The organism is Streptomyces hokutonensis (genome assembly GCF_042751305.1).
Classification (GTDB): domain Bacteria; phylum Actinomycetota; class Actinomycetes; order Streptomycetales; family Streptomycetaceae; genus Streptomyces; species Streptomyces hokutonensis_A.
Window position 1 is genome coordinate 70,831 of record NZ_JBHYWD010000027.1, and the last position, 19,440, is coordinate 90,270.

Genomic DNA, 19,440 nt, shown 5'->3' on the forward strand with positions numbered 1-19,440 from the left:
CCGCTGCCGGGGCAGAAGGGATGGAGGCCTGAGGGGCTACGCGTCGGCCCATCCCTCGGTGTTCGAGTAGGACTCGTAGGAATAGCGCGTACTGCGATCCCACTCCTCACCCGTGATACGGCCGTATGCCTCGTCCGGCACGTAGAGCAGTCTCTCCGCCCAGATGAGGTCTTCGACGTAGGGAGTGAAAAGCCGGGGATCGTGGAGCGTGGCTTCGTAGGTTCCACGGCCGGCGGCGACAACGGCTGCGCGGGTGTAGAGAAAGCCGTCGCCCGACAGGCCCTTCCTGTTCCCGAACTCCCTGCGGTCCAGTCGGTAGAGGGCCCAGGAGAGTTGCTCGGCGAAACCGACGACCGTTACCAGTGGCCCGGCGGAGAGACGGTACGTCAACGCCGCGGCCAGTTGTTCGGCGTCCGGGTCGGGCGTAGGTGGTGTGCAGTCGTCGATGAGCTGCCAGAAGGTGTTCTCGTGCATGCGCAGAGCATGACGCAGGCCTGTGACAATCCCAGCGCGCCGCCCTTCCGGCTTACGGCAGGGCAGTCGGGCGGGGTGCGCCGATTTCAACTCGTCCGTCGGGCCCTCCCACGACGCCCCCCGTCAGGCCACAACCTCGGCACCCGCTTCGCCGCGATGTCCTCGATCCACCCGAACGCGAGAATCGCCACCGCGATGAGCGGCCAGATCAGCAGGAACATCAGGAACGTGTCCGCCTGGTCGAGCAACGAAGTCGCCGCGTCGCTCTCCATGAACGGCAGGTTGTACAGCTGGTCGAGGATCGGGACCGTGGCCATGATGAGGAGGTTGTGCCACAGGTAGATCGTGACGGCGCGGTTGTTGGAGAGGGTCACGAGCTTGTCCAGGCGGGCCAGGCGGCCCGGCAACTCCTGCCAGGACGGGGCGTATTGGAGCAGGATCACCACGATCCCGAAGGACCACGTCGCCTGCGCCAGCGGGATGTCGTTCAAGTCCCAGCCGTCCGGGCCCAGATGACCCGAAGCCCACCACAGGCCGAACCCCATGATGACGGTCGCGCCCGACACCGCGAGATAGCGCGGGACTTGCTTGAGCACGCCCTCGTGGTGCGCGAAGCCCAGAACCCAACAGCCGCCGTACACCGCGAAGTCGGACACCGCGTTGCCCGTCTCACCGGGGATCGTCACAACTCCCGTGCCCACGACCGCCGTCAACGCCAACGGCGCCAGCAGCGTCGCCCACGGAACCCGCCGGAACGCCCACAGCAGCAGCGGTGACGCGATCACGAACCACAGATACGCCCGCAGGTACCAGAGCGGCCCCGCCGCCTGGTCCGCCCACGTGCTCTCCAACAGGCCCGATTCGGAGCCCAGATGCTCGGGGTACGGCGGTGCGCCGAACGGCACGATGTAGTCGAAGACCTTCGCCGCACCCCACCAAGTGCCGCCCAGGTCAGGGTCCTTGAGGGGATTCCAGCCCATCGCGAACATCAGCACCAGCACCACCGCGCTGAACGCCCAGAGCGGGGGCAGCAGGCGCCGTAGCCGACCCTTGATCACGCCCAGCGCGGGACGGTTCAGCGAACGGGCCATCAGGGAACCCGCCAGCGCGAACATCACGCCCATGGACGGGAAGAGGACCGACAGCCAGGCCCAGCCGAAGAGGTGGTAGACGACCACTCGGACGAGGGCGATCGAGCGGAGGAGGTCGAGGTAGCGGTCCCGGCCGCCGCCCCCCGGCTTGGGCTTCGCCTTCGCCGGCTCCTGCGCCAACTCCGGTTCCTGCTGGCGCTGTTGGGGAATCCCGTAGGCCGGCGTCGACTCTGGGCCGGTACCCGTCCCTGCCGTGTATCCGTGTCCGTGCGTCATGCCACAGTCCTCCGATCGTCACTGCCACTGCGGCTGCCGCTGCGCTGGGTCGGTACGGGCCCGCCGGGTGCCTCCACGACCCCCGTGCGCCGCAGCTTCTGCCAGCGCAGGCGGCCTCCGGTGAGTGCGGTGATCCAGGACTGGAGCAGTACGACGTACATGAGTTGGCGGTAGAGGATCTGCTGGAGCGGGAGCGAGACGAGGTGGGTCATGCGTTCGCGGTCCAGGCGGAAGGCGTACGCCGCGCAGACTGCCTGGATGGCGAGCACGCCCAGCCACGCCAGGAACGTCTTCTCCGTCGGGCCGAACACCAGGCCGTAGAGCAGGAATACGTCGATCAGCGGGGCCAGGATGGGGGCGATGACCATGAAGAGGGCCACCAGCGGGAGGCCGACGCGGCCGAAGCGGCCGGACGGGCCGCGGTCGAGCAGCGCGCCCCGGTGTTTCCAGATCGCCTGCATCGTGCCGTACGACCACCGGTAGCGCTGGGACCACAGCTGCTGGACCGTTTCCGGGGCTTCGGTCCACGCGCGGGCCTGCTCGGCGTACACCACCCGCCAACCGTCCCTGTGAATCGCCATCGTGATGTCGGTGTCCTCGGCGAGGGTGTCGTCGCTCATGCCGCCGACCCGCTCCAGCGCGCTTCTCCTGAAGGCCCCCACGGCGCCCGGGATCGTCGGCATGCAGCGGAGGATGTCGTACATCCGGCGGTCGAGGTTGAAGCCCATCACGTACTCGATGTGCTGCCAGGCGCCGATCATCGAATCCCGGTTGCCCACCTTCGCGTTGCCCGCCACCGCGCCCACGCCCGGGTCGCCGAAGGGCTGGACCAACTCCCTTACGGTGGCCGGTTCGAAGACCGTGTCGCCGTCCATCATCACGATGAGGTCGTGACTGGCGTTCGCCAGGCCGCGGTTGAGGGCGGCCGGTTTGCCCGCGTTGTGCTGGCGTACGACCCGGACGTTCGGGAGGTCCATCGCCTCGACGATTCTCGCCGTGCCGTCCGCCGAGCCGTCGTCGACGACGATCACCTCGACGGGGTGCTCGCTCGCCATCAGTGAACGGACCGTGTTCTCAATGCACTTGGCCTCGTTGTACGCCGGCACGAGGACCGTGACCGGTTCGGTGACCGGCGGGCCCCAGGAGAAGTTCTTACGGCGGACCCGGCGGGCGTGGATCACGGAGAGCAGGAGCATCAGCGCGAAGCGGGCGATGACGAGGGAGCCGGTGATCGCCAGGCCGACGACGAGGATGTCGGTGATGTTGTCCGAGGCCTGGACCAGGAAGATCCACGCCTTGCCCTTCCACAGGTCGAGGCCGGTCACCGGGGTGAGCGCGCTGGGCGCGCCGAGGGCCTCGGTGAGGTTGTCGAACTTGTAGCCCTTGGCCTGCATCTCCGGCAGGAACCTGTCGAGCGCCTGCACGGTCTGGTGGCGGTCGCCGCCGGAGTCGTGCATGAGGACGATCGCGCCCTTGCCGTCGCGCGGGGTGGCATTGCTGATGATCTTCGCGACGCCCGGCTTCTGCCAGTCCTCGCTGTCCGTGTTGTTGACGGCGGTGATGTAGCCGCGGGTGCCGATGTACTCGGTCACCGGCCAGGACAGGTTGTCCATCGCGTCGGCGGAGGACGAGTACGGCGGCCGGAACAGCGACGTCCGGATGCCGGCCGCGCCGGAGATCGCGAGCTGGGTCTGCGACAGCTCCCAGTCGATGCGCTTCTTGGACTGGAAGGAGAGGTCGGGATGGCTGAAGGTGTGCACACCGACCTCGTTGCCCTCGTCCACGATGCGTTTGACCAGGTCCGGGTAGCGCGAGGTCATGGTGCCGGTGACGAAGAAGACGCCGTGCGCGTGATGCTTCCTGAGCACGTCCAGGACCTTGGGGGTCCAGGTCGGATCGGGGCCGTCGTCGAAGGTCAGGACGATGTCACGGTCCGGCACGTCCAGACTCGTCGTACGGCCGCTGCGGGTGTCGATGACCGGGCCGCCGTCGAGGATCTTCTCCGGCACCTTGTCGGTGGCCGCCTCGGGGCGGATGCGGTGGTCGGCGAGGATCTCGCTGTGCACGTAGCCGCGCAGCATCAGCATCGCCAGCATCGCGACGAGAAGCAGCATCGGCAGCAGGAACCGCATGGAGAGACGGCGCCGCCGGGAGCCGCGGGCCGCTTTGGGCATGCCTCCGTGACGGCCGCCCGGGGCCGTGTTCGTGGCTGCGGGGCGGCGGTTGTGCGATGCCATCAGACGATGTGCTCCGAGGTCATGGAAGGTGCCGGTGCCGGGGCCGATGCCGGTGCCGATTCGGAGGGCGCGGCAGGCCCCTGTGCCACGGGCGACGGCGAGTTCGGTGCGTCGGCGACCGTGCCGGTGCCCGCCGTCGGGGTCGGGGCCGGCGTCGTCGGCTGCGCCGGGGCGCTCGTACCGCCCGTCGGCGTGCTCGGGTCGGCGGACGGGGTGTCCTGCGGATGCGAGTGCGAGGGCTGTACGACCGGATTGGTCACGGTCCCGCCGGCCGGCGTCGGCGTGCTCTTGCTCGCGGACGGCTTGGCGGACGCGGACGTACTCGCCTTGCTGCCCGGGGCCTTGGACGCGCCGCTCGCGCTCGCACTGGCGCCCGGCGACGGTGTCGTACCGTCGCTCGCCGTCGGGATGTTCCCCGGCGCGACGCCGCCGCCTGCGCCGGACGGCCGGCCCGACTCGGCGGGCAGCGGCGAGGTGTCGACCTTGCTCGCGGGCGGGTCGTCCTTCTGCCCCGGCACCGGGAGCCACGGCGCGTCGGAGCTGCCGGACAGCAGCGTGGCGACGATGACGACGGCGTACACCGCGCAGGCGATGCCGACGGCCATGCCGATCCGGCGGTACCTACGGCTGCGGCGGCCGGACTCGTCGACGAAGACGGGCCCGTCCGATCCGTCGTGACCGGCACCGCCCTTCGCCCCCGGATCGTCCAACTCCTCGGCAGGGCCGTCGAGTTGGACGGTCACCTCGTCGGGGTCGTTCGCCGCGGGCGCACCCCAGGGATCGGCCAGGGCACCGGAGGGACCGACGGACGGACCGGCGGAGGGACCCGCGGAGGGACCGACGGACGGACCGACGAATGGACCGATGGGCGGACCGGTGAGCGGCCCTGCCGGTCCCTTGCGTACTCCCTTGGGCACGACGGGCCAGGACGACCCCGGCGGTCCGGACGACTGGGACGGCTCGGTCCGTATACGACCGGCATGACCGGCGCGGCCACCATGACGGCCGTGCCGACCGCCCTCCAGGATCTCCGATCCGCCGGCCACTCCAGCCGATCCGGCTGCTCCGACCGCTCCGGTCGCCGGGAACGCCTGGGCCTCTCCGCCTACGACCGGTACGTCTCTGGTCGCGGATGCAGCCTGGGGCCACTCCGGTTGGGCGTCTTCTCGCCACTTTTCCACGCGCACGCACATCCCCCCACGGAACTGTTCGGGACGCGCAGACGACTCTGAGCACACGCCGTCGAACCGGGCCCCCACCCGGTCCACGCGCCCCCCTTACCACACCGTGCTCAGGTCCCCGAAGGTAGCGCAACGGAACCGCGCGTGTACTGGGATGCGTAATTTCTACGTCTTTAGCATGTCCACGTCGATGGCCGGAATCCATCCATCGGCAGGCCGACTCAGCCACCCTTCCGCGGCACCGATCTCCACCGCAGCCCGTCGAAGCGCGTCGAATCCGGGGTGCACCAGCCCCTTTCGCCACACGAGCGACACGGGGGACAGAGGCACCGGCTTCACCAGGGGCCGCAGCACGGTCCGACGCATGGCCGGAAAGTCCACTACAGCAAGAATCGGGTTCCGAGTCCGGCCCATCACCCGTTCGAATTCCTCCTCCCCCACGGCCATCGGTGCGGGCGCCGCAACCTCGATGTCACGCCCCTCGAACAACCGCCGCGCGAGATCCGTCCACTCCGGTGTACGCGGATTCCCGGCCCCCGCGTACACGGCCTCCCCCTTGAGCGCGTCCACGGGCACCTCCGGGAGGGACGCCAGCCGGTGATCCTCGGGGAGTACGACCGCCATCGGCTCGTACCGCACGAGTTGATGACCGAGCCCGGCCCGCAGCGCCCAGTCGAGCCCGGCGAACCTCCCGAACGACACATCGAGCCGCCCCGCCAGCAACTCCCCCGCGGCGCCCGTCAGTCCGCTCTCGTAGCGGGCCATCAGCTCCTGCTCCGGGGCGAGTTCACGAGCCCGGCGCAGCACCCGGCGCCCGGTGCCGAGCCCCGGCGAGTTGAGATCCACGAGCAGGGGCCGGGCCCGCCGGAACGCGGCGAGCAACTCCTCCTGCGCGGCCAGCACTTGCCGGGCATACGGCACCAGCCGCGCACCGTCCGCCGTCAGCGTCACCTGCCGGGTGGTCCGCACGAAAAGCTCGGCCCCCAACTCCCGCTCCAGCCGCCGCACATCACGACTCAGCGCCTGCTGGGCGACGTACAGGCGGGTGGCGGCGCGGGTGAAGTGCAGTTCCTCGGCGACTGCGAGAAAGGCGCGGAGGAGTCGGGCGTCCACGTGGGCCGGTATCCGGGGCATCCGGCGAACTTACAACGCAGGTGCGTGAATCGGCGCGGAACAGGTGTTGGACCCCTTGATCGTCCGCGGGTGACGGTGGGAGACATGTACCGCCACCTCTTCTCCCTCCCCGGCACCCGCGCCTTCACCGCCGGGAACCTGATCGCCCGCCTCCCCGCCGGCATGTTCAGCGTGAGCGCGGTCGTGATGATCGCCGGTTCACGGGGCTCGTACGCCCTCGCAGGCGCCGTCACCGCGACCGGCCTCGCAGCGACGGCACTCGCCGGCCCATGGATCGCCCGCCTGACCGACCGCCACGGCCAGTCCCGAACAGCCGTACCGGCAACGGCGGTTGCGACCCTCGGCTCCCTGGCCCTCCTCCTCTGCGTCCACTACGGCGCCCCCGACTGGACCCTGTTCGCCGCCTACGCGGCCACCGCGACGACCCCCAACACCGGCGGCATGTCCCGCGCCCGCTGGGCCCACCTTCTCGACGGCGACACGGAGGCCCTGCACACGGCGAACTCCTTCGAGCAGGCGGCAGACGAGCTGTGCTTCATGCTGGGCCCGGCGCTCGCGGCGTTCCTGTGCGGCACGTTCTTCCCGGAAGCGGGGACGCTGACCGGGGCGGCACTCCTGCTCACCGGCATCCTGATCTTCACGGCACAGCGTTCGACGGAACCACCGCCGAGCCCGACCCCGAGAGGTGGTCCGCCCTTGCGCGTGCCCGGCATCCCTCCCCTCCTCGCCGGTTTCGTGGCGACGGGCGCGGTCTTCGGTTCGACGGAGGTCGCCACGCTCGCATACACGAACGCGACGGGTCACCGTGCGGTGGGCGGCGCGGTGCTGGCCCTCCAGGCGGCCGGCTCATGCGCGGCGGGCCTGCTGTACGGGAGGCTGAAACCGACGGGGGCGCCGGAACTCCGGCTGCGGTGGTGCCTGTTGGCGATGAGCGCCCTGATGCCCCTGCCGCTGCTGGCAACAAGCACGCTGGGCTCCCTACCCGCACTGGCGGCGGCCCTGCTGGTGGCGGGCATGGCAACGGCCCCGACGATGGTCACCGCGATGACCTTGCTCCAACACCGCACGCCTGAGGGCCGGTTGAACGAGGGCATGAGTTTGGCGGTTACGGGCTTGCTGCTGGGCATCGCGTGCGGGTCGGCGGCAGCGGGTTGGACAACGGACCATGCCTCACCGACGGCGGCGTTCTGGGCGCCAGTTGCGTCAGCAACAGCAGCGCTGCTGATCGGCGTACTGAGCAAGTCAACTCCCTAGGGACAGCTCCCCAGGGGCGCGGGGAACTGCGCGACCAGCCCCCACCGACCCGCACCCGACCAACAACTCATCGAACCGCTTGCGCCAATCTCCGCCTAACCCATTGACGCACCACCACCGCCTACATACGTTCCTTCATCGAAGCGCTTCGACACCCATCCGACTCCCCCGGAGGCCCTGGATGTTGACGACCCGAAGGCGAACGATGACGGCTGCGGTGATCGTGACAGGAGCCCTGCTCCTCACGTCCTGCGGCAACTCGGACAGCGGCTCCTCAGACGGCAAGACCCTGAAGCTCTGGCATTACGAGGGCCCGGACAGTGCGATGGGCGTGGCCTGGAACGAGGCCATCAAGGAGTTCGAGGCCCAGCATCCGGGCGTGAAGGTGAAGTTCGAGGAGAAGGGGTTCGAGCAGATCCAGAAGACGGCTCCGATGGTCCTCAACTCCTCCGACGCGCCGGATGTCATGGAGTACAACAAGGGCAACGCGACCGCCGGCCTGCTCTCCAAGCAGGGCCTGCTCACCGACCTCACCGCCGAGGCTACGAAGCGCGGCTGGGACAAGAAGATCCCCAAGAGCGTCGGCACCACGGACCTGTACGACACCAACGGAGTGATGGGCTCCGGCAAGTGGTACGGCGTGACCGACTACGGCGAGTACACGATGGTCTACTACAACAAGGACCTCTTCAAGAAGTACAAGATCGCCGAGCCGAAGACGTTCGACGAACTCACCGCCGCCATGGACCAGTTCGTGGCGAAGGGCGTCACCCCGCTCGCCAACGCGGGCGCCGAGTACCCGGCCCAGCAGTACCTCTACCAGCTCGCGCTGTCGAAGGCCGACCGCGCCTGGGTCGACAAGTACGAGCTGTACAAGGGGAAGACGGACTTCCACGACCCGGCCTGGACCTACGCGGCGACCACTTTCGCCGACTGGGTGAAGAAGGGCTACATCGCCAAGACCTCCAGTTCCACCAAGGCCGAGGACGCCGGTGTCTCCTGGATCCAGGGCAAGGCGCCGATCCTGTTCTCCGGCAGCTGGTGGTACGGCCGTTTCCAGACGGAGGCCAAGTTCGACTGGGGCACGACCCTTTGGCCCGACTCGAACCTCACCCTCGGCTCCGGCGGCAACATCTGGGTCGTTCCCAAGGGCGCCAAGAACAAGCAACTCGCCTACGACTTCATCGACATCACCCTGTCGAAGAAGATCCAGAACCTGATGGGCAACAAGGGCGGCATCCCGGTCGCGGCCGACACCTCCGCGATCACCGACCCCAAGTCCAAGGAACTCATCGCCAACTTCAACACCCTCACTGCCCGCGACGGTCTGGCCTTCTACCCGGACTGGCCGGTCCCCGGCTTCTACGACGTCCTCGTCTCCGAGACCCAGAAGCTGATCACGAGCAGCGAGAAACCGGACGCCTATCTCAGCAACCTCCAGAAGTCGTACGACAAGGGCGTTCCGTCGACATGACGGTCACCGTCGAGAAGGGCGCGCGGGCCGGCAACAGGCACCACACCACCGGCCCGCGCCGCCCTCGCCCCCGCGACTCGTACGCCCTGTTCCTGCTCCCCGGCGCCCTCGCCGCGCTCGCCGTGATCGTCGTCCCGTTCCTGATGAACACGGCCGTGAGCTTCACGAGTTGGCAGGGCGTCGGCGACCCCAAGTGGACCGGCCTCGCCAACTACCGTGACCTGCTGGACGATTCGGAGTTCTGGGCGTCCTTCCGGCACAGCCTGTTCATGGTCGTGGCGATGGCCGCCGTACCGACGATCGTCGGACTCGTCCTGGCCGCCGCCCTGTTCGACTACGTCGGCAAGCACTTCGGCAGCCGTATCGCCTCGATCCTCCGCGCCTGCTTCTACCTCCCGCAGGTGCTCCCGATCGCGGTCGCCGGCATCGTGTGGAGCTGGATCCTCGCCCCGGACAACGGCTCCCTCAACACCCTGCTGAAAGCGGTCGGGTTGGGCTCCTGGCAGCAGGACTGGCTCGGTGACCCGGACATCGCGCTCTACAGCGTCATGGGGGTCATGGTCTGGGTCCAACTCGGCTTCCCGCTCGTGGTGTTCATGGCCGGCCTGCAACGCGTCGACCCCCAGCTCTACGAGGCCGCCGAGCTGGACGGCGCCGGCTGGTGGCGCCGCTTCTGGCACATCACGCTGCCGCAGATCCGCCCCGAGATCTACGTCGTCCTCACCTGGTGCACGATCGCCGCGCTCAAGGTGTTCGGCGCGGTGTACGTCCTCACGAAGGGCGGCCCGGGCGGCGCGACCGACGTCCCGTCCTACTTCTCCTTCACCACTTTCTTCGAGAAGACCCAGGTCGGCTACGGAGCCGCGATCTCCACGGTGCTGACCGTGATCATCCTCGTGCTCTCCCTCGCCTTCCTCAAACTCCAGACCCGCGCGGAGGAAGGTGACCGCGCATGACGACCGCCCTGCGCCGCTACCCGGTGCTCATCGCCCTCTGCATCGCCGCCCTCTTCATGGTCGTCCCGTTCCTCATCGTCCTGATCAACGCCGTGAAGTCACCGGCCGAGTACTCCGAGCACGGCCCGCTCAGCCTTCCCCACGGCCTCTACCTGGACGGCCTCAAGGACTTCTGGCAGCGCGTCGACTACGGCCAGAAACTCTTCAACTCGGTCCTGATCAGCGGCTCGGTCGCCCTCCTCGCGGCCGCCCTCTCCGTCCTCAACGCCTACGCCATCGGCATCGGCCGTATCCGCGGCCGCACCTGGGTCCTGGCCTTCTTCGTCCTCGCCAACATGCTGCCGCAGGAGACGCTGGTCTACCCGATCTACTACCTGAGCAAGCAAGTCGGCCTCTACGACACGAGGTTGAGCGTGATCATCGTCTTCACGGTGATCCAGGCGGCGTTCGGCACGTATCTCCTCTCGTCCGTCCTCGGCCAGTTCCCCCGCGAGATCCTCGAAGCCGCCCGGATCGACGGCGCCAACAAGTGGCAGGTGCTGTGGCGGATCGTGGTCCCGGTCAGCCGCCCCACGATCGGTGTCCTCCTGGTCTTCTTCTTCATCTGGACCTGGAACGAGTTCCTGCTCCCCCTGGTCATGCTGATCTCCAACGACAACCAGACCGTGTCGGTGGCCCTCGGTGTCCTCCAGGGCCAGCGCCTGATGGACGCCACGATGACCAACGCGGCTGCCCTGCTGGGTGTGTTGCCCGCCATCGTCTTCTTCCTCGTCTTCCAGCGGACCCTCACGCGCGGCATCGCCGTAGGTGCCGTCAAGTAGTAAGGGGACCCCCACATGAAGTTCACCGACGGCTACTGGCTGCTGCGCGAGGGCGTCACCGCCGCCCACCCGGTCGAGGTCCTCGATGTCACCGCCCCGGACGGCGCGTTGGAGATCCACGCGCCCACGATGCCCATCCGCCACCGCGGCGACCTGCTGAAGGGACCGGTCGTGACGATCAGCGCGCACTCCCCGATGCCCGACGTCATCGGCGTCACCTTCACCCACTTCGAGGGCGAACAGCCGCGCGGCCCCCAATTCGACGTGCGGAAGGACGAGTTCGCCGTACACACCTCCTACGACGACGAGAGCGCGACCCTCACCTCCGGCGCACTGTCGGTCCAAGTCGCCCGCACCGGCCCCTGGCACGTCGACTTCCTCGCCCACGGCCGCACCCTCACCAGCAGCGGCCCCAAGGGCATGGGCATCATGCGGGACGCGACCGGCGCGCACTACCTCCGCGAGCAACTCGGCCTGGGAGTCGGCACATCCGTCTACGGACTCGGCGAACGCTTCGGCCCGCTCGTCAAGAACGGCCAGGTCGTCGACATGTGGAACGCCGACGGCGGCACCGCCACCGAACAGGCCTACAAGAACGTCCCGTTCTATCTGACCGACGCGGGCTACGGCGTCTTCGTCGACCACCCCGGCCGGGTCTCCTTCGAGGTCGGCTCGGAGGCGGTGTCCCGGGTGCAATTCAGCGTGGAGAGCCAGCAGTTGACGTACTACGTCATCTACGGCCCGACTCCCAAGGACATCCTCCGCAAGTACTCCGCCCTCACCGGCCGCCCGGCGCTCCCGCCCGCCTGGTCGTTCGGGCTGTGGCTGTCGACGTCCTTCACCACCTCCTACGACGAGGAAACGGTGACGTCGTTCATCGAGGGCATGCGGGAGCGTGAACTCCCGCTCTCCGTCTTCCACTTCGACTGTTTCTGGATGCGCGAGTTCAACTGGTGCGACTTCCAGTGGGATCCGCGGGTCTTCCCCGACCCGGAGGGCATGCTCGCCCGGCTGAAGGACCGCGGGCTGCACATCTGCGTCTGGATCAACCCGTACATCGCGCAGCGCTCGCCGCTCTTCGCCGAGGGCAAGGCGCTCGGGCATCTGCTGCGCCGGCCGGACGGCAGTGTCTGGCAGTGGGACCTGTGGCAACCGGGCATGGCCCTGGTCGACTTCACCAGCCCGGCCGCCCGCGACTGGTACGCGGGCAAACTGGAGGCGCTGCTCGCGCAGGGCGTCGACTGCTTCAAGACCGACTTCGGCGAGCGGGTCCCGGTCGACGTCGCCTACGCGGATGGCGCGGACCCCGAGCGGATGCACAACTACTACACCTACCTCTACAACCGCACGGTCTTCGACGTCCTGCGCAAACACCGGGGCGAGGGCGAGGCCGTCGTCTTCGCCCGCTCGGCAACAACGGGCAGCCAGAAGTACCCCGTTCACTGGGGCGGCGACTGCGAGGCGACGTACGAGTCGATGGCCGAGTCCCTGCGCGGCGGCCTCTCGCTCGGCCTGTCCGGCTTCGGCTACTGGAGCCACGACATCGGCGGCTTCGAGGGCACCCCGACCCCCGCCCTCTTCAAACGCTGGCTGGCCTTCGGCCTGTTGTCCTCCCACAGCCGCCTGCACGGCAGTTCCTCGTACCGGGTCCCGTGGCTCTTCGACGAGGAATCCGTCGACGTACTACGGCAGTTCACCCGCCTCAAGCTGAGCCTCATGCCCTATCTCTACGAGACCGCCCGCACCGCCTCCGCCGAGGGCGTGCCGATGATGCGGGCGATGGTCCTGGAGTTCCCGGACGACCCCGGGTGCGCGCATCTGGAACGGCAGTACATGCTCGGCAGCGATCTGCTGGTCGCGCCCGTCTTCAGCGACGACGGCGACGTCTCGTACTACGTCCCCGACGGCACCTGGACCCACTACCTCACCGGCCGCACGGTCACCGGACCGCGCTGGGTGCGCGAGCAGCACGGCTTCGACAGCGTGCCGCTCCTCGTCCGGCCGGGCGCGGTGATCCCGGTCGGCGCGGTGAGCGACCGGCCCGACTACGACTATGCCGACGGGGTCACCCTGCGGGCGTACGGCCTGGAGCGGGGCGCGCAGGTGACGGTGCCGGTCGGCGACGTGACGTTCACCGTCGTACGGGAGGGGGACACGCTCCGGGCGTCGTGCAGTGACGCGTCCGTGGCGTGGGCGCTGGCCGCCGGGGAGCGGTCGAAGCCGGGCAGCGGGTTTCTGACCCTGGAGCTGGGCTGATGGTGAAGATCACCGATGTGGCCCGGCACGCCGGGGTCTCCCCCAGCACCGTGTCGTACGCGCTGAGCGGCAAGCGCCCGATCTCCGAGGAGACCCGACAGCGCGTCGAGGCGTCCATCCGGGAGCTGGGCTACCGGCCGCACGCCGGTGCCCGCGCCCTGGCCAGCAGCCGGTCGAACGTGCTGGCCCTCGTCATCCCCTTACGCACCGGCATCCACGTCCCCGTGGTCATGCAGTTCGCGATGTCGGTGGCGACCACGGCCCGCCGCCACGACCACGACGTACTGCTGCTCACCCAGGAGGAGGGCGAGGAGGGCCTGCGGCGGGTCGCGGACTCGGCACTCGTCGACGCGATGATCGTGATGGACGTCCAACTCGACGACCCCCGGCTGCCGTTGCTCCGCTCCCTGGACCGGCCGTCCGTGCTGATCGGCTTCCCCGCCGAGGCCGACGGGCTGACCTGTGTCGACCTCGACTTCAGGGCGGCCGGTGAGCTGTGCGTGGAGCGGCTCGCGGGGCTCGGGCACCGCGTCGTCGCCCTCGTCGGATCGCCGCCCGAGGTGTATGTCCGCCGAACCGCCTTCGCCCAGCGGGTCGTTCAGGGCTTCACGGCCGCCGCGCACCGCAACGGGCTCATCACCTGCGTCCACCCCTGCGAGCCGGCACCCGCCGCGGCAGCCGCCGTGGCCGAACAACTGCTGCGCGAGCAGCCCGCGTTGACCGGAGTCGTCGTCCACAACGAACCGCTTCTGGAACCCCTCGTCGACGCCTTCGAGCAGCTGGGCCTGCGCGTCCCCGGCGACCTCTCGATCACCGCGATCTGTCCCCACGAACTCGCCGAGTCCGTACGGGTCCCGGTCACCTCGGTCGCGCTGCCCGCCGCCGAACTCGGCTCCCGCGCCGTCGAGCTGCTGATGAAGAAGCTGGGCGGCAAGACCGTGCCCGACGCGACGCTGCTCGCACCCCGGCTGACGGAACGCGCGAGCACGGCACCGCGCAACGCGCCCTGACCTCAACACCGTTGGAGCAAGGCCCTACCCGAAGGAGCCGCGACATGAGAGGCACGAGAAGAAGACACAGAACCACACTCGTCATGGCGTTCACCCTGATCGCCGCCCTGGGTGCGACGGTCCCGGCGGCAGCCGACACCACCCCGTATCCCTTCCGCGACCCGACTCTCCCCGTCACCAACCGCGTTGACGACCTCCTCGGCCGACTGACCCTCGACGAGAAGATCTCCCTCCTCCACCAGTACGAACCCGCGATCCCGCGCCTCGGCATCCAGTCCTTCCGCACCGGCACCGAGGCGCTGCACGGCGTCGCCTGGCTCGGCAAGGCCACCGTCTTCCCGCAGGCCATCGGACTCGCCTCCACCTGGGACCCGGCGCTGATGGAACAGGTCGGCTCGGCGGTCGGCGACGAGGCCCGCGGCTTCCAGCAACAGCGCCCGGACGGCTGGGGGTTGAACCTCTGGGCCCCGGTGGTGAACCTGTTGCGCGACCCGCGCTGGGGCCGCAACGAGGAGGGCTACAGCGAGGACCCCGAACTGACCGGCGCCCTGTCCACAGCCTACGGCGAGGGCCTGACCGGCGGCGACCCGGACCACCTCAAGACCGCCCCCACTCTCAAGCACTACCTCGCCTACAACAACGAGGTCGACCGCGCGACCACCTCCTCCGACCTGCGCCCGCGGGTGGAGAAGGAGTACGACGAGGCCGCCTTCAAACCGGCGATAGAGGCGGACGCGGCGACGGGCGTGATGACCTCGTACAACCTGGTCAACGGCCGCCCCGCCACGGTGAATCCGGACCTGAACGACGTGGTGAGGACCTGGACCGACCAGAACCTGCTGAACGTCACCGACGCCTTCGCCCCCGGCAACCTCGTGTCACCGCAGCAGTACTACCCCACGATCGCGGAGGGCGACGCGGCGGCGCTCAAGGCGGGCGTCGACAGCTTCACGGACAACAGCGCGGACCCGGGCCCGACGTCTACGGCGATCAACTCGGCCCTGCAACAAGGCCTGTTGAAGGTGTCGGACATCGACAAGGCAGTGTCGGACATCCTGTCCGTCCGCGTCCGGCTCGGCGAGTTCGACCCGGGCGGCGGAAAGTACGGCTCGATCGACGCGTCGGTCATCGACAGCCCGGCGCATCGGCAGCTGGCGCGCAAGGCGGCGGCCGAGGGGACGGTACTGCTCAAGAAAAGTGCGTCACTTCCACTGAAAGCGACACAGAAAAACGTTGCGGTGGTCGGCCCCCTCGCCGACACCCTCTACACCGACTGGTACTCCGGCACGCTCCCCTACGCCGTCACCCCCGCACAGGGCATCGCCGCGAAACTGAAGACACCCGTGGCCACCAGCGAGGGAGTCGACCGCATCGCCCTCCGCGACACGACCACCGGCAAGTACGTCACGGCCGGCACCGGCGACACGGGTGCCCCCTTGCAGGAGACCACCAACACCCCAACAATCAGCGCCCAGTTCGACGCCTTCGACTGGGGCTCGGGCATCGTCACCCTGCGCTCGGCCGCCAACGGCAAGTACGTCGGCTACAACTGGTCGAACTTCGTCAACGACCAGACACAGCCCAACGGTTGGTACGTCCAGCAGCAGTTCAAGCTGGAACAGCAGGACGACGGAACGTACTTGCTGAAGTACGCGGGCTACGAGACGTCCGAGTCCTGGTGGTCGAACCCGGTCTACCTCGGCCCGACCGACGCGAACGGCACCCTGGGTCTAGTACCCAAGGACCAGGCGGCGCACTACGCGAAGGACGTGGTCCGCGACGGCATCGACGACGCCGTGACCGCGGTGAAGGGCAAGGACACGGCGGTCGTCGTCATCGGCTCCATGCCGTCGATCAACGGCCGCGAGGCCCACGACCGCACGGACCTGTCCCTGGCCCCCTCGCAAGAGGCCCTGGTCAAGGCGGTCCACCAGGCCAACCCGAAGACGGTAGTGATCGTCGAGAACAGCTACCCGACCACCCTCGGCGCCGTCCAGCAGGAAGTCCCGGCCCTCCTCTGGACCTCCCACGCCGGACAGGAGACGGGCAACGCCCTCGCCGACGTCCTCTACGGCGACGTCAACCCGTCCGGCCGCCTCACCCAGACCTGGTACCAGTCGTCCTCGGATCTCCCGTCGATCCTCGACTACGACATCATCAAGTCCGACCGGACCTACCAGTACTTCCAGGGCACACCCCTCTACCCCTTCGGCTACGGCCTCTCGTACACGACCTTCCGCTACGGCACCCTGAAACCCGTCGCCGGCGGCTACGAGGTCCCGGTCACCAACACCGGCACACGAGCGGGCGACGAGGTCGTCCAGCTCTACACGCACCAGCGCACGTCCCGCGACAAGGAACCCCTGAAACAGCTCAAGGCCTTCCAACGGGTCTCGCTCAAGCCCGGGGAGACAAAGACAGTCCACCTGAAGATCCAGCAGAAGGACCTGGCCCACTGGGACGTCACGCGCTCGAAATGGGTCGTGGAATCCGGCACGTACGACGTCATGGCCGGAGCCTCCTCCGCCGACATCCGCACCCGTACGACCTGGCAGGTCCACGGGGAGACCATCCCGCCCCGGAACCTGTCCCGGACGACCCGCGCCGAGAACTTCGACGACTACTCCGCCGTCCACCTCGTCGACGAGTCCAAGGCGAGCGGCACGGCGGTGGGCGCGGCGGCGGACGGCGCGTGGCTGAAGTTCGCGGACACCCAACTGGGCGCGGGGGCAAGGACGTTCACGGCGCGGGTGGCGGGCACGGCCGCCGGCGCGATCGAGGTCCGGCTCGGCTCCCCGACGGGAAGGCTCGCGGGGACGGTTCACACGGCGGCGACTTCGTCGTCGTACGACTACGAGACGGTGACCGCGGATCTGTCGGGTGCGGCGAAAGGCCGTACGGACGTGTATCTGGTGCTCACCAACGGCCTACGAATGTCGACCTTCTCCGTTCAGTGACAGGAAAAAGCCCCCGCTGCCGAAACAGCGGGGGCTTTACCCACATGGGATGAGTGGAGATGGCGGGAATCGAACCCGCGTCCACCGGTGCAGAATCAGGGCTTCTCCGTGTGCAGTTCGCTGTGCTTTTCTCGGCCCCGGCAATCACGCGAACAAGTCGCCGACGGGCCCAGTCACTGTTTGATTTCCCACCGGACCCCGTGACCGGGCCCGATGGTTTAGTTCCCTAGATTATGCCAGGGTCCGGGTCGGGAACATCCCCGGTCTGACACCCTTTTAGGGTCCTTCAGTCGCTGTTATTAGGCAGCGAGGGCGAAGGACTGGGAATCGCTCTTGGAATTGGCGATTATTGGTTGCGACATATGGTTAACGAGATCATTGCCGCTTCCTCGACACGCTTCACCTGCTTCGACAGCCGCTGTCGAAACCGATCATCCCCATGTTGTTTTTTCAAACCCCTCCGAAGAGGAGCACGCACCCGCTGTGGGGTGCAGTAGCCATCGTACGTGACCAACGCACGCCGATGCCACCGTATTCCCCGTGGCTACTCGCCCCGCTGCTTCCGCTTCGCGGCGGCGATCGCGCGGTCCGACTCCCGGCGGTCCTGCTTCTCGCGCAGGGTCTGCCGCTTGTCGTACTCCTTCTTGCCTCGCGCGAGCGCGATCTCGGCCTTCGCCCGGCCGTCCTTGAAGTACAGGGCGAGGGGCACGATCGTGTGACCCGTCTCCTCCGACTTCGACGCCAGCTTGTCGATCTCCTCGCGGTGCAGCAGCAGCTTGCGCTTGCGGCGGACCGTGTGGTTCGTCCAGGTGCCCTGGCTGTACTCGGGGATGTGGGCGTTGTGCAGCCACGCCTCACCCCCGTCGATCTGGACGAAGCCGTCCGTCAGCGAGGCGCGCCCCTGGCGCAGCGACTTGACCTCGGTGCCGGTCAGGACGAGCCCGGCCTCGTAGGTGTCGACGATCGCGTAGTCGTGCCGGGCCTTCTTGTTCTGCGCGACGATCTTGCGCTTGCCGTCCTTGGCCTTCGCGGCCCCGCCGCCCTGCTTGGGCTGGGACTCCTTGGGTACGTACATTCCCTTGCTCATAGTGCTGCCCATTTTCGCACTACCAGGGGCCATGAGGGAAAGGCGATTACGAAGCGTCCCCGAGGCCGCTCAATACGGTCTCCGCGCGTTCTACGGCGGCCTGCCCCTGCGCGGTGACATCGAGGTCGGGGGTGATGCCCCGGCCGTCGACGGTGTGGCCGGAGGGGGTGCGGTAGTGGCCGACGGTGAGTTCGGCGACGACGCCGTCGGGGAGTTGGCTCGGCATCTGGACCGAGCCCTTGCCGAAGGTCCTGGAGCCGACGACGGCCGCGCGGCCGCGGTCCTGGAGGGCGCCGGTGAGCATCTCGGCCGCGCTCATCGTGCCGCCGTCGACGAGCGCGACCAGGGGTCTGGTGGTGTCGCCGCCGGTGGCCGCGTGCAGGACCTGCTGCTCGCCGTCGACGTCGTACGTGGCGACGAGGCCGCCGTCGAGGAAGGCGGAGGCGGTGGTGACGGCCTCGGCGACCAGGCCGCCGGAGTTGCCGCGCAGGTCGAGGATGAACCCGGAGTCGGCGGGGGCCTGGCGGACGGCGGTGCGGACGATGTCGCCGACGCCCTTGGTGAACGCGGAGATCTTGATGACGGTGACCTCGTCGGCGGGTCTGGTGACGGTCACGGAGTCGGTGGAGAGGCGGGCGCGCCGTACGGTCACGCTCCACGCGCGCGTGCCGCGCTCCAGGCCCAGGGTGACGGCGGTGCCGGCGGCGGCGTCCTGGGCGTCGCCGCGCAGTAAGGCCACGACCTCGGTGACGGGCTGTCCGTCGACGTTCTCGCCGTCCACGGTGCGCAGCCGGTCGCCCTTGAGGATCCCCGCGGTGGCGGCGGGCGACCCGGACTGCACCTTGGTCACCTCGATCCGGCCGTCGCGCTCCCGGCGGGCCCAGAGCCCGACGCCGGTGTACTGGCCGTCGAGGGCCTCCTCGAACTCCTCGTACTCCCCCTGGGAGTACACGGCGCCCCACCGGTCTCCGCTGCGGCTGACGGCGCGCTCGGCGGCCTCCATGGGCGACTTGCCGTCGGCCTTCGCCTCGGCGGCGGCCTTCGCGACGTCCTCGTGCTTGGCGATGGGCGCCGAACGGGCCGTACCGGACGCCGATTTACGGTCCGGCGGGACGGGTTCCTCGAACGACCCGGTCGCCGCACCGGCGACCAGCACGCTCGCGAACACCAATGTCAGGGCTGCCCCGCGGCGGATGCGGCGGGGCTGACAGAACAGGTCACGGCCTGACATG

The 19,440-nt window shown here is 68.7% G+C and carries 14 protein-coding genes and 1 other RNA gene; 7 read left to right on the top strand and 8 right to left on the bottom strand.

Going from position 1 to position 19,440, the window contains the following annotated elements; translation table 11 throughout:
- Nucleotides 1-36: 36 nt before the first annotated feature.
- The 5 genes from ACFXC1_RS43455 to ACFXC1_RS43475 form a co-directional block, all read right to left on the bottom strand.
- On the bottom strand, nucleotides 37-474 hold the full coding sequence (locus ACFXC1_RS43455; RefSeq protein ID WP_381253863.1) for a DUF4240 domain-containing protein: 438 nt from the start codon (nucleotides 472-474) through the stop codon (nucleotides 37-39).
- An 86-nt stretch (nucleotides 475-560) separates the two neighbouring features.
- Complete coding sequence (locus ACFXC1_RS43460) at nucleotides 561-1,841, bottom strand: acyltransferase family protein (RefSeq protein WP_381253866.1); 1,281 nt, start codon at nucleotides 1,839-1,841, stop codon at nucleotides 561-563.
- Nucleotides 1,838-4,015, bottom strand: a complete 2,178-nt coding sequence (locus ACFXC1_RS43465) for a bifunctional polysaccharide deacetylase/glycosyltransferase family 2 protein (protein WP_381253869.1) — start codon at nucleotides 4,013-4,015, stop codon at nucleotides 1,838-1,840. Before ACFXC1_RS43465 ends, ACFXC1_RS43460 begins: the two co-directional genes overlap by 4 nt.
- A 62-nt stretch (nucleotides 4,016-4,077) precedes the next feature.
- The gene (locus ACFXC1_RS43470; RefSeq protein ID WP_381253872.1) at nucleotides 4,078-4,995 is read right to left on the bottom strand and encodes a hypothetical protein; all 918 of its coding nucleotides are present in this window, start codon (nucleotides 4,993-4,995) and stop codon (nucleotides 4,078-4,080) included.
- A 429-nt stretch (nucleotides 4,996-5,424) separates the two neighbouring features.
- The gene (locus ACFXC1_RS43475) at nucleotides 5,425-6,393 is read right to left on the bottom strand and encodes a LysR family transcriptional regulator (RefSeq protein WP_381253875.1); all 969 of its coding nucleotides are present in this window, start codon (nucleotides 6,391-6,393) and stop codon (nucleotides 5,425-5,427) included.
- Between the two features lie 84 nt (nucleotides 6,394-6,477).
- On the opposite strand from ACFXC1_RS43475, the gene ACFXC1_RS43480 reads away from it, so the two are divergent.
- The 7 genes from ACFXC1_RS43480 (at nucleotide 6,478) to ACFXC1_RS43510 (ending at nucleotide 17,121) form a co-directional block, all read left to right on the top strand.
- Nucleotides 6,478-7,647, top strand: a complete 1,170-nt coding sequence (locus ACFXC1_RS43480) for an MFS transporter (protein WP_381253877.1) — start codon at nucleotides 6,478-6,480, stop codon at nucleotides 7,645-7,647.
- A 205-nt stretch (nucleotides 7,648-7,852) separates the two neighbouring features.
- A complete protein-coding gene (locus ACFXC1_RS43485; protein ID WP_381253880.1) occupies nucleotides 7,853-9,121 on the top strand; it encodes an ABC transporter substrate-binding protein in 1,269 nt (422 codons plus the stop codon).
- A complete protein-coding gene (locus ACFXC1_RS43490; protein ID WP_381253883.1) occupies nucleotides 9,118-10,077 on the top strand; it encodes a carbohydrate ABC transporter permease in 960 nt (319 codons plus the stop codon). Before ACFXC1_RS43485 ends, ACFXC1_RS43490 begins: the two co-directional genes overlap by 4 nt.
- On the top strand, nucleotides 10,074-10,898 hold the full coding sequence (locus ACFXC1_RS43495; RefSeq protein ID WP_381253886.1) for a carbohydrate ABC transporter permease: 825 nt from the start codon (nucleotides 10,074-10,076) through the stop codon (nucleotides 10,896-10,898). The genes ACFXC1_RS43490 and ACFXC1_RS43495 overlap by 4 nt, the downstream gene beginning before the upstream one ends.
- Before the next feature lie 15 nt (nucleotides 10,899-10,913).
- Complete coding sequence (gene yicI / locus ACFXC1_RS43500; protein ID WP_381253889.1) at nucleotides 10,914-13,154, top strand: alpha-xylosidase; 2,241 nt, start codon at nucleotides 10,914-10,916, stop codon at nucleotides 13,152-13,154.
- Nucleotides 13,154-14,164, top strand: coding sequence for a LacI family DNA-binding transcriptional regulator (locus tag ACFXC1_RS43505; RefSeq protein ID WP_381253892.1), 1,011 nt, complete (start codon nucleotides 13,154-13,156; stop codon nucleotides 14,162-14,164). The genes yicI and ACFXC1_RS43505 overlap by 1 nt, the downstream gene beginning before the upstream one ends.
- Nucleotides 14,165-14,208: 44 nt before the next feature.
- Entirely contained in the window at nucleotides 14,209-17,121 is a 2,913-nt protein-coding gene (locus tag ACFXC1_RS43510) for a glycoside hydrolase family 3 protein (RefSeq protein WP_381253894.1), read from the top strand.
- A gap of 51 nt (nucleotides 17,122-17,172) precedes the next feature.
- On the opposite strand, the gene ssrA is transcribed toward ACFXC1_RS43510, so the two are convergent.
- From ssrA to ACFXC1_RS43525, 3 genes are all read right to left on the bottom strand, one after another.
- Nucleotides 17,173-17,560, bottom strand: a transfer-messenger RNA (tmRNA) gene (gene ssrA / locus ACFXC1_RS43515).
- 105 nt (nucleotides 17,561-17,665) lie between these two features.
- Nucleotides 17,666-18,208 (bottom strand): SsrA-binding protein SmpB, encoded by a 543-nt coding sequence (smpB, locus tag ACFXC1_RS43520; protein ID WP_043259227.1) that lies wholly within the window; start codon nucleotides 18,206-18,208, stop codon nucleotides 17,666-17,668.
- 46 nt (nucleotides 18,209-18,254) lie between these two features.
- Complete coding sequence (locus ACFXC1_RS43525; protein WP_381253898.1) at nucleotides 18,255-19,439, bottom strand: S41 family peptidase; 1,185 nt, start codon at nucleotides 19,437-19,439, stop codon at nucleotides 18,255-18,257.
- Between the last annotated feature and the right edge of the window lies 1 nt (nucleotide 19,440).

Bases quoted from the DNA above. Each gene is read 5' to 3' on its own strand.
- ACFXC1_RS43465 (WP_381253869.1), bottom strand. From the start codon at position 4,015: ATGCCCAAAGCGGCCCGCGGCTCCCGGCGGCGCCGTCTCTCCATGCGG.
- ACFXC1_RS43495 (WP_381253886.1), top strand. From the start codon at position 10,074: ATGACGACCGCCCTGCGCCGCTACCCGGTGCTCATCGCCCTCTGCATC.
- ACFXC1_RS43475 (WP_381253875.1), bottom strand. From the start codon at position 6,393: ATGCCCCGGATACCGGCCCACGTGGACGCCCGACTCCTCCGCGCCTTT.
- ACFXC1_RS43525 (WP_381253898.1), bottom strand. From the start codon at position 19,439: ATGTCAGGCCGTGACCTGTTCTGTCAGCCCCGCCGCATCCGCCGCGGG.
- smpB (WP_043259227.1), bottom strand. From the start codon at position 18,208: ATGAGCAAGGGAATGTACGTACCCAAGGAGTCCCAGCCCAAGCAGGGC.
- ACFXC1_RS43505 (WP_381253892.1), top strand. From the start codon at position 13,154: ATGGTGAAGATCACCGATGTGGCCCGGCACGCCGGGGTCTCCCCCAGC.
- ACFXC1_RS43480 (WP_381253877.1), top strand. From the start codon at position 6,478: ATGTACCGCCACCTCTTCTCCCTCCCCGGCACCCGCGCCTTCACCGCC.
- ACFXC1_RS43485 (WP_381253880.1), top strand. From the start codon at position 7,853: ATGACGGCTGCGGTGATCGTGACAGGAGCCCTGCTCCTCACGTCCTGC.
- ACFXC1_RS43455 (WP_381253863.1), bottom strand. From the start codon at position 474: ATGCACGAGAACACCTTCTGGCAGCTCATCGACGACTGCACACCACCT.
- ACFXC1_RS43460 (WP_381253866.1), bottom strand. From the start codon at position 1,841: ATGACGCACGGACACGGATACACGGCAGGGACGGGTACCGGCCCAGAG.
- yicI (WP_381253889.1), top strand. From the start codon at position 10,914: ATGAAGTTCACCGACGGCTACTGGCTGCTGCGCGAGGGCGTCACCGCC.
- ACFXC1_RS43510 (WP_381253894.1), top strand. From the start codon at position 14,209: ATGAGAGGCACGAGAAGAAGACACAGAACCACACTCGTCATGGCGTTC.
- ACFXC1_RS43490 (WP_381253883.1), top strand. From the start codon at position 9,118: ATGACGGTCACCGTCGAGAAGGGCGCGCGGGCCGGCAACAGGCACCAC.